Annotated in this window: 8 protein-coding genes; 4 read left to right on the top strand and 4 right to left on the bottom strand. The window is 70.4% G+C overall.

Features of this window, described 5'->3' with window-relative positions:
* The 4 genes from ACFV6D_RS30645 to ACFV6D_RS30630 form a co-directional block, all read right to left on the bottom strand.
* The coding region (locus tag ACFV6D_RS30645) for a hypothetical protein (RefSeq protein WP_380561997.1) at positions 1-243 on the bottom strand (243 nt) is incomplete at its 3' end.
* Between the two features lie 941 nt (positions 244-1184).
* Positions 1185-1775, bottom strand: a complete 591-nt coding sequence (locus tag ACFV6D_RS30640; protein WP_107452807.1) for a hypothetical protein — start codon at positions 1773-1775, stop codon at positions 1185-1187.
* Between the two features lie 16 nt (positions 1776-1791).
* Positions 1792-2763 carry an aldo/keto reductase gene (locus tag ACFV6D_RS30635; protein ID WP_380493926.1) on the bottom strand — a complete coding sequence of 324 codons (972 nt, stop codon included), beginning with the start codon at positions 2761-2763 and terminating at the stop codon, positions 1792-1794.
* Between the two features lie 809 nt (positions 2764-3572).
* Positions 3573-4763 (bottom strand): alpha/beta hydrolase family protein, encoded by a 1191-nt coding sequence (locus tag ACFV6D_RS30630; protein ID WP_380561995.1) that lies wholly within the window; start codon positions 4761-4763, stop codon positions 3573-3575.
* A 193-nt stretch (positions 4764-4956) separates the two neighbouring features.
* Here ACFV6D_RS30630 and ACFV6D_RS30625 point away from each other — a divergent pair, with 193 nt between their 5' ends.
* The 4 genes from ACFV6D_RS30625 (at position 4957) to ACFV6D_RS30610 (ending at position 9123) form a co-directional block, all read left to right on the top strand.
* Complete coding sequence (locus ACFV6D_RS30625) at positions 4957-6057, top strand: sensor histidine kinase (protein ID WP_380561993.1); 1101 nt, start codon at positions 4957-4959, stop codon at positions 6055-6057.
* Positions 6054-6743 (top strand): response regulator transcription factor, encoded by a 690-nt coding sequence (locus tag ACFV6D_RS30620; RefSeq protein WP_363376532.1) that lies wholly within the window; start codon positions 6054-6056, stop codon positions 6741-6743. Before ACFV6D_RS30625 ends, ACFV6D_RS30620 begins: the two co-directional genes overlap by 4 nt.
* A 59-nt stretch (positions 6744-6802) precedes the next feature.
* Positions 6803-7474 (top strand): hypothetical protein, encoded by a 672-nt coding sequence (locus ACFV6D_RS30615; protein ID WP_380561991.1) that lies wholly within the window; start codon positions 6803-6805, stop codon positions 7472-7474.
* A gap of 1046 nt (positions 7475-8520) precedes the next feature.
* Positions 8521-9123 (top strand): hypothetical protein, encoded by a 603-nt coding sequence (locus tag ACFV6D_RS30610; protein WP_380561989.1) that lies wholly within the window; start codon positions 8521-8523, stop codon positions 9121-9123.
* The last annotated feature ends 89 nt before the right edge of the window (positions 9124-9212 follow it).

The following is a 9212-nucleotide window of genomic DNA, read 5'->3' as shown; positions in this document are numbered from 1 at the left end:
TCGCGTCGGGCCGCCGGCCTTCGCGGGCGACATCCGGGGGTGGTTTGGAGTCCACCCCCCGGCCAGGACGTCGCCGGCCTCGTGCGAACCGATCCACTTGTGCAGGTTCCTCAGAAGCCGTCGAAGCGTTTTGGCCGTCGAGCCCGGCACCCCGGGTGCGCCGAGGGCGCGCACCGACTCCTCACGGATCGAGGTCGCGGCAGACACGTCGTCTGCGGCCTTGGCCCGCTCGAAACGGGTCACCAGGTCGGCGGCCTGGGCGGCGTGGCCGGACGAGGGGTGCTCCGCTTGGCGGCTGGCCGGGACCCTGGCGTGCCCCCTGCCGGTGGCGTTTTGGGTCTCAGCGATGGGTGCGGGTGCGAGCCGGTCGGCGGTCTCGACCTTGGCAACGTCTGCTGCTCCGGTGGCGCGGTCGGGTCGGGTGGGTCGACTTCCCGGTCCGGGGCTCGTGGAGGAAGCGACAGAACACCGGCAGGTCCTGCGCATGGGCGTCGATGCCATTCGTCGCCCATGCTGCGGCGAGACGGCCTTGGCCTTTACAAAACGATTTTTCTGGAGCGTCAGCTGACCATCACTCCGAAGCACGGATGGCGGCGCGATCCAGCCGCAGGCCGGTGGCAGTCTCGGTCGTCGCCCGAATCAAGCAGCGCGACGGCCGAGGCATCAGAAGCCAGTCGTCCGACTTCCCGTCGGTGCTACAGGAGTTGGTCAAGGTCGAAGACGGCGGTCACCGGTGCGTGGTTGCTCCATCGATCGGCAGAGGAGGCGGGGCGTTCGATGTAGGCCTTGGTGCAGGTGTCCGTCCGCGAGGTTCTGACTGACCATCAGATAATCAATTCTCCACGCCGCGTCGTTGTCGACCCACGGGGTTGACTCGCCGGCCCCCAGGCAGCGGGCGGTACGGTGTCGGGCCCCCGGATCGGGGCCATGATGCTCCGGCACGACACGTTCATCCGGGACGAGCGGGTCACCCTGCCGGTCGCCGGGCACGAGGCCACCGCGACCACGCCGACCGGGCTGTTCCTCCACCCCCACCAGCGCCGCCTACAGCACCACCGTCCGCCCCGACGGCCCCGTTCCGGCGGTACTCACCCAGGGGTGGACGGGCGGCCCCGCCCCGGTCACATCCGCGAGCGTGACCGGGGCGGAGTCCCGCCGGTGGCGAGGGGTGAGCCTGCCGTTCCTCAGGACGCGCTGAACCTCAGAAGGAGGCGGGGGCATGGCGCCGCGACCTCTCCCTCGGGAGGAGGGCCCCATGCCGCGAGTGCGGCGGAAACCCCCTGTGGGCCGGATTCCAGATAGCAGATCATGTTCACCGGGTACCGACTGTTGTCGAGCATGTAGCGGTCCATCGGTGTCGGCTCCTCGCTTATTCGCAGCCCTCGCTCTTCGGGTGGGCCGATCCGGTGCCAGTCGGGATGCAGATGGATGGAGCCCAGGATCTCGGCCCCGTCACGGTCCGCCTGCCGGTGAATACGAAGCAGATCCTGCGAGCTGCACCAGAATCCCCGGCGGGGGTTTCGGTAGGCGCTTCCAAAGCACGGCTCTATGGAGCTCGAGAACTCTTCGAGCGCCATCGGGTCGGTGGCACGGACGTTGGTCGCGAACTGGACCGAGGTGATGGCCGCGACACCGTCGTCGACGGTGCCGAGCAGGAGGGCGAAACAGGAGGGTGGTTCCTGCGGGGTACAGGCCTCGTATTCATCGCGCGCTACCGAGATGAACGACTTGACGGCGTCGAATCCGATCAGGGCGGTGTGGGGGGTGAGGGTCACGGCGGCTCCTCCTCCTTCAGACGACATGCGCATGGTGGTCCGCCGCGGTGGTCCGTGAAGCGAGGTCCAGCGAGTGAACCTCGGCCGGGGAGAGTTCCAGGGTCGCTCCCGGGGTCAGTTCGGCGAGCTGCTCGGGCGTCCTGCTGCTGGCGAGCGGAGCGACGACATGGGGCTGCGCCCTCAGCCAGGCCAGGGCCACCGCGGCGGGGGCGGTGTCGTGCTCGGAGGCGATCGTGTCCAGCGTCCGGAGCACCGTGCGGCCGCGGGGCGTTTCGCCGTACGGTCGTGCCGCGTCGCTGCGGACGCTGGGAACGGCGGGTGCGCCTTCGCGGTACTTGCCCGTCAGGAAGCCCTGCGCCAGGGCGAAGTACGGGACGCAGGAGACGCCCTCGCGCTCGCAGACCGGGGCGATCCCGCTCTCGAAGGGCTCGCGTTCCATGAGGTTGTAGGGAGGCTGGACCGCCACGTACGAGGCGAGCCCCGAACGCTTCGAAACCTCAAGGGATTCAGCCAGCCTGGGGCCGCTGATGTTCGAGGCGCCGATATGGCGCACCTTCCCTGCCACGATCAGTGTGTCGAGTGCGGCGAGGGTCTCTTCGAGGGGAGTTTCCGGGTCGTCCGCGTGCGTGTAGTAGAGGTCGATATGATCCGTCCGCAGACGGCGCAGGGATTCCTCCACGGCCTGGTGAACGACCTTCGCCGTGAGCCCGGACAGTCCGTTCAGTCGGCCTACCTTGGTGGCGATGACGAAACGGTCCCGCTGACCGCGCGCGGCCAGCCAGTTGCCGAGGATGGACTCGGACTCCCCGCCGGTGTTTCCGGGGGCCCACTGGGAATAGGAGTCGGCGGTGTCGATGAAGTTCCCGCCCGCGGCGGCGTAGGCGTCGAGGACGCGGAAGGATGTCCGCTCGTCGACGGTCCATCCGAAGACGCTGCCGCCGAGGCAGAGTGGAAAGACGTCGAGCTCGGAGTCTGCGATGGTAACCAATGGACGCCTTCTGGGTTCTTACCGGTTTCGGTGGTCGGTTCCGGTGCGGAGGGTGGGGCGCAGGGGGGCGCGACTCGGCGCACCCCCCCACCTGAGGGGTCGGCTGACGCCCCCGACAGCAATGTCCAATGAATAGCGTGCACTTGATATTCAGTCAGTGTGGAAACCGATACTACCTTCTGGTCCGATGCCATGCCGAGGCGTCGGCTGGATTCCGTCGTGGTCGGGGTGTGCGCCTGCGCCGTCGTTCTGCGCTCGAACAGCTCGACGGCGAGGCCGCCCCCGGTGGTTACCGGGCCGAGGCGGGTCGCGGCCGGGTCGTGGGTCGCAGGCCGTAGGCGCGGGTGGTCCGCGCGTCCACCGCCCTGGTACGCATGGCCTTCGCATGCCGCGAGGCTGGATCGCCTTCCTGCCAAGGGAGTTCGGGCGAAGGGCGCGGGGTCGGACCAGCGACCGGCATGGGTGGCGGCGCGCTCGACACAGGCCTCCACCGACTTCGCGGCGGAGTGATCGCTTCCGGGGCGCAGGTGAAGGCTACCGAGAGCCCCTTTCGAAGATCCACGTCGTCGAAGTCCTCAAAGGAACCCTCCCGGCATCCTCACCTCCGTCGCCGAGAGCAGGGCCGTGCTCCGTCCAGGGCGCCGCTCCCCTGTCGGGATGGTGGAGGCGTCGCCCCGCAGGATTCCCCGGGTCGTGATCCTCCCTGCGAAGCCGAGGACACCGACGACCCTCCCTCGCTGGACCCCGCCCGGTGAGCGCCGCGGCGTCGTACCTCGGAGCCCAGACGGGCGGGACCGGCGCCAAGGTGTTCACCGGGCGTAGTCGACCTCGGGGAAGTCGGGGGAGGGACCGTCGAGCAGCCGCCCCTGGTCGCGGAGGTGGAGGTCGAAGAAGGCTCGCGGGTAGGCGCGTTGGAACGCCTGTGCCCGGTGTCCGGGAATCGTCCCGATCTCGTCCTCCAGATCGGGCGGTGACATGCCCAGGAGAGGGGCGATCAGCGGCAGGATCAGCACATCGTCGCCGAACGACTGGTGCGCGGCTCCCCGTACGGTCAGATGCAGGCGCCAGCCGCGCAGACGCGACCAGAACGCGCGCAGGGCGGGGTTGCTCTCCATGCTGCCCTTGCCCGGGGTGTCCACGACCAGGAACGGACGGTCGAGCCCGGCGTCTACCACCGGGCCCGCCGCGCCCCCGTCCAGGCTCACTCCCGCCGTGATCCGCCCGTCGGTGAGCATCGTCGCGGCGGTGGTGGCGCCGCCCAGGGAGTGGCCGAGCATCCCGACGCGCCGCAGGTCGAGCGCCCCGTGCATGCCTGTGGGCAGCGGGGTGCGGCAGACGCCGGGGTGGCCACCCGAGCGGAGGACGGCGAGCCGGTCCAGGACGAAGCGGATGTCGGCGGTACGGACCGCGAGGGCCTTGGCGTAGTCGCTGATCCCGCCCAGCGGATTCGTCTCGACGCGTCCACCGGGGAAGGCGACCGCCGCCGCGTCGTAGGTGTGGTCGACGGTGACCACCAGAAAGCCGTGACTGGCGAGGTCTTCCACGACGCCGGTGCCGAACGACCGTGACGCGTCGGCGCCGGGAGAGTAGAGCACGACGGGCAGAGGGCCCGGTGGGCCGCCGACGGGAGCGCCCTCGTGGCCGTGGGTGCCTCCCAGCCGTACCCGGCCGGGAGGCAGGCCGAGGAGGCTCAGGTACCGGTCGGCCGCCGCCGGAGGCATCCAGGGAACAGTGGGACGGGCCGCGCAGCCGCGGGCGGGGTACCAGATGCTGATCATCAGCTCACGGCAGGGGCGGGAGGGTACCCAGGGGTCCGGCCGCGCGGTGTCGGTCAGGTGCAGCGCGATCGTACCCAGCGGGTACGGTCCGTTCGGGGCGGGCAGCTGGAACCGCACGGGTTCCTCCTGCCCCGGTCGCGCGGCGGCCACCGGCGCGAGCGGACCCGGGATCATGGCGGCGGCCAGTCCGGCGCACGAGGACAGCAGTGTTCTCCGATTCATGGCTCCACTGTTCCGTCCGATGAGCCCGGCGGCTTCGCCCCCGGGGAGTAACCCGGTGTCAGCCCAGGAGGGTACGACGGGCATCAGCCGCGCGGATGACTCAGCCCGCGGGATGACGTCCTCCGGGCTGACGGGCCCCGGGCCCCGTTTGGATAGCGTGGCCGGCATGGGGGACGGGGAGTCACGGCCGCTGGTGGCCAGACGTCTGCGGGACGGACAGTGGCACGGCGTGGACACGGTCGCGGTCGTGCTCCTCGCCCTGGCGTTCGGCGCGAGCGAGACGCGCAGCGGTGGCTGGGGCGCGGGAGCCGTGGCGGCGGTGGTCTGGCTGCCGGTCGCGGTACGGCGTAGACGGCCCGTCCGGGTTCTGTACACGGTCCTGGCCGGAGCGGTCTTCGCCATGGCGTTCACCGGATGGGAGGAGTCCTGGGTCCCGGTCGGGGCCGCCCTGTACACGGTGGCGGCGCGGGAACCGGGGCGCCGGTCCGCGACGGCGCTCGGCTGCTCGCTGGGCGCCGTCGCGGCGGCCATGGCCCTCGTACCGCGACCGGTCCCGGCCTCCGGGGTCGCGTGGGGCGTCGTCTTCGCGTCTTTGATGATGATCCTGCCCTGGCTGGTGGGCACCGCGCTGAGAGAGCAGCGGTCGTACGCGGAACTCGCCGCCCGGCAGGCCGTGACGGACGAGCGCCTGCGGATCGCCCGCGAACTCCACGACGTGGTGGCCCATCATCTGACTGTCATCGCGGTACGGGCCGAGGTGGCCCGTGCGGTGGCCTCCACCAACCCGCAGGAGGCCGAGCGGACCCTCGCACTGGTCGGGACGGCGGGCCGGACGGCGCTCACCGAGATGCGCCGCATGCTCGGCGTTCTGCGATCACCCGGTGACGGAGCCGAGTTGGGGTCCGCCTCCGGTCTGGCGGACCTGCCCGCGCTCGCGGCCGGCGCGGGCCCGCGCGTGGAGCTGTCCGTCGACCCGGATCCACCGCTCCCCCCGGGTGTGGAACTGGCGGTCTACCGGATCGTTCAGGAAGCCCTCACCAATGTCGTCAGGCACGCGGGATCGGCGGACTGCCGGGTGAAGCTGTCCCGGATGGGTCCCGAGGCGGTCGAGATCGAGGTCGTCAACGACGCGCCGTCCCGGCTCCCGTCCCGGCGTCCTGGCGGCGGGCACGGACTCATCGGGATGCGGGAGCGGGCGGCCATGTGCGGCGGGACCCTCTCCGCCGGCCCCCTGGCGACGGGCGGATTCCGGGTGCATGCGCGGCTGCCCTGCGGATCGGAGGCAGCACGGTGAACCGGCCGGTCCAGGTTCTGATCGCCGATGACCAGGCGCTGTTGCGGGCGGGCTTCCGCCTGCTCATCGAGAGCGTGCCGGACCTCACCGTCGCGGGCGAGGCCGTCAGCGGCGAGCAGGCCGTCGAACTCGCCCTGCGGCTGCGGCCCGACGTCGTGTTGATGGACATCCGGATGCCGGGCATGGACGGTCTGGAGGCCACCCGGCGCATCTGCGCGGACCCGGACGCCGTCGGCACCCGTGTGCTGGTCCTCACCACGTTCGACCTGGACGAGTACGTGTACGCGGCACTCCGCGGCGGAGCCAGCGGATTCATCCTGAAGGACATCCTCCCCGCCGACCTGCTGACAGCCCTGCGGGTGGTCGCCTCCGGCGACGCCCTGCTCGCGCCCGCGGTCACCCGCCGTCTGATCCGCGAGTTCGCCGGACGCCACGAGCCGCGCCCGCGACTCGCCCGGGAGCTAGCGGGCGTGACCCCACGGGAACGGGAAGTCCTCCGATTGGTGGCCCGGGGACTGCCCAACCACGTGATCGCCGAGCATCTGGGGCTGAGCATCGCGACCGTCAAGACACACGTCCGGCGGCTGCTGGCCAAGCTCCACGCCCATGACCGGGCCCAGATGGTCGTCATCGCCTATGAGACAGGCATGGTCACCGCAGGTGGGAACCTCCCGTCCACAGGCTGACGCCTCACCGGCTGGGATGGTGGACCTGAAGGGGACTTCCCCGGTGGTGCGTAGACTCCGTGCACGGCTTCCGCGACTTCGACGACCGCAACCTGCTGGGCTTCGTCGACGGCACCGAGAACCCGGAGGACGGGGCGGCGACCGGGGGCAGCTCACCGGCCGCCGGGCCGGAGCCCGTGCCACCGGACGCGGCGCGCACCGCCCCGTACCGCTGGGCTGTGGCTGCCCACCGGGGGTGGCAGCGTCACCACCACCGCTCCTGGCACCGCAGTCACCGGGGAGCGGCAGGACGTTGTTGCCGCTTCCGGGTAGCGGCAGAACAGGAACCCGTCCGCACCGCCGGCCTGCGGCTGCCGGGTGGCCCACCACCGTTGCGTCGGCGGACAGGGCTGGTGCGGCGCCGCCGCCGGGCCCGCCCGGCCGGACTGCGGCCGGGCGGGTGCGTAGCCGGCGGGCTGGGGTCAGCGCGCGAGGACGAAGCCCTCGAAGTCCTCGTCGACGAACGCCGCCGGCTCGCCGCCCTCCCACAACGCCCCTCCGCCTGGGTGGAAGTCGAGACCGGCCAGACCTTCGCCGATTCCTGGACCCAAGCCGACCAGGAAAGGCGCCGCCAACTCCTCCTCGGCCTCAAGGCCCGCCTCTACATGACACCCACCATCGAAGGCTGGTACCTGCCCGCCGAAATCGAAGCACGAGTATCGAAGCTGGACCGCGCTGGAAGGTCGGCGTAGATCGCGAAGCGGACGAGCAACTGGCGGCCGTCATCGACAGATTCGACGGGCCGCTTCCGTGCGGGGGAGCGGCTACGGCGCTAGCCTCTACCGTCGGCTGCTGGTAGCACCGCCGTGGATGCCCTCGACCACGAGTGGGCCACCCTGACACTCCGAAGTGGCCACCCTCCGGGCCACCGGATTGGCTGCCTCCGATGCCGTCGACCACGGCCTCGGCTACAGCTCTCCCCAACAAGCCGAAGATAAGCGATAAGTTGGTCGAGCGTCGGGCACTGTAGTCATCGAGGAGTTGGCCACGATCAAGCCCGGATCTGCCGAATCATCCAACCGAGGAGTCCTGGGCTGGCAGGATGGCCGGACCGGTAGTTGACGCCGGTGCTGGACGAGGAGCATGCGTGGGACCGCATGTGATCAACGATCGCTTCCTGCTGGTGGGAGACAGCGCGCGCAGCGGCGGTCTGTCGAAGGTGTGAAAGGCCGTCGACACGGCAAATAGCGACAGTGACAGGCAGTTCGCGGCGATCAAGTTACTCAAGCGGCGCGACGACGAAATCATCAAGGTCTTCCTGGAACGGGAGACCGCCGCACTCAAAGCTGTCGAGCACCCTCATATCGTGCGGATGCTGGAGTCGGGCTGGGACCCGGTTCTGGAGCGGTACTACATCGCCCTGGAGTGGGTGGAGCGCAGCCTGAAGGACGATCTACAGGCTCGTCGGCTGGGACGCCCACTTCGAGAAGATCGTGTCACCACCTTGTAACAGTCAGCGATGATCAAGGAGCGGCACAGTGTCGGGCCCACCGGCCGGGACCGCGCGGCGAAACCCCGGACGGGCATCGCTCCGGGTGAGAGGTTCGCCTGTTCGGCTCAGCGAGGATGACGGCCAGGAGACGGCGCCCGGAGACCCTCCTACCGTTGGACCCCGGGAGGCTGCATCCCCGCGGAGCCCGGCCGAGGACCTCTCGCCCGTCGGCCACCGCTCACGCCGAACCCGGCAGTCGACTTCCACCGTGACCACGCAGGGTCCGGGTCGAAGGAGATGAAGGACATGAACACCACACGCACCGCCCGCACGCCCGCGACACCCGCACTGAACGGGTGCCGGACATCACGCCGCCGCCTTCGGGCACGGATCGGGCTCGCCGCGACCGCCACGGCCCTGTCGCTGCTGCCGATCGCCCCGTCCACCGCCAGCGCGGCACCCCATCTCCCGCTCACACAGATCGTGCGGGAGGCCAAGGTGAAGGCGCAGCAGGAGCACCCCGGCTCGCAGTTCTACGACGCGGACGCCGTCCTGCTGACACCCACGACCAACCCCAATGACGTCCAGGCCTGGTGGATCCGCTTCCGGGCCAAGAACTCGGAGCCGTCCTTCGAGTACAAGTACTCGACCACCGGTCAGTACCAGAGCACGCAGCCGTGGAGCGTCCCGATCGGGATCCAGGCCATCTCCCCGTTCACCATGACGGAGGTCCAGGCCCACGATCTGGCCGTCAAGGCCGGGCACACCGGCGCGTTCAAGCCCCTGTACCTCAATGAGCCCGTCGTGCAGAACCCGCATCCCACCTACTACTTCTGCATTCCCAGCGAGGGCAGGACGGTGGCGGTGGACACCGTGACGGGCCACGTCACCACGCCGTGGTCGTGCTAGTGACCACGGTGTGAGCCCTGTTCGGTGGGGGGGGCCCCCCCGGGGGGGGGGCGGGCGGGGGGGGGGGGGGGGGTGTGGGAGCGCCCGCG

Source organism: Kitasatospora sp. NPDC059812 (genome assembly GCF_042732075.1).
Lineage (GTDB): Bacteria > Actinomycetota > Actinomycetes > Streptomycetales > Streptomycetaceae > Kitasatospora.
This window is presented reverse-complemented; position numbering and strand designations above follow the sequence as displayed.